1 protein-coding gene is annotated in these 287 nt (G+C 42.5%); it reads right to left on the bottom strand.

Features of this window, described 5'->3' with window-relative positions; all coding sequences use genetic code 11:
- Window positions 1-287: isopeptide-forming domain-containing fimbrial protein (locus tag CF394_RS11210; RefSeq protein ID WP_133079827.1), on the bottom strand; the 287-nt coding region annotated here is incomplete at both ends.

Below are 287 nucleotides of genomic sequence, written 5' to 3' on the forward strand. Positions count from 1 at the left end.
GCTCCCGCTTTAATCTTAGCAGTGAAGCTCAATTCAACAGCTTGACCGCCATTGGCTTTCACTTGTTCCTTTGTAAGCGTCAAGGTGATGGTTTGTCCTTCTACCTTGATTTGACTGGCATCAAGAGCTTGACCATTCAAGATTGCACTTGCTGAACCTGCATAATCAAGAACAGACTCAAGTGTGTCACTTACACTGAAGGATGATACATCTGTTGGGACACTTGTTTTCACGTTGTATGTGAAAATTTGGTCACGATCAGCAAGCGTTTCTTCAGCTTTAGTATT

This window comes from Tetzosporium hominis (assembly GCF_002265435.1).
GTDB classification, from domain to species: Bacteria; Bacillota; Bacilli; order Bacillales_A; family Planococcaceae; genus Chryseomicrobium; species Chryseomicrobium hominis.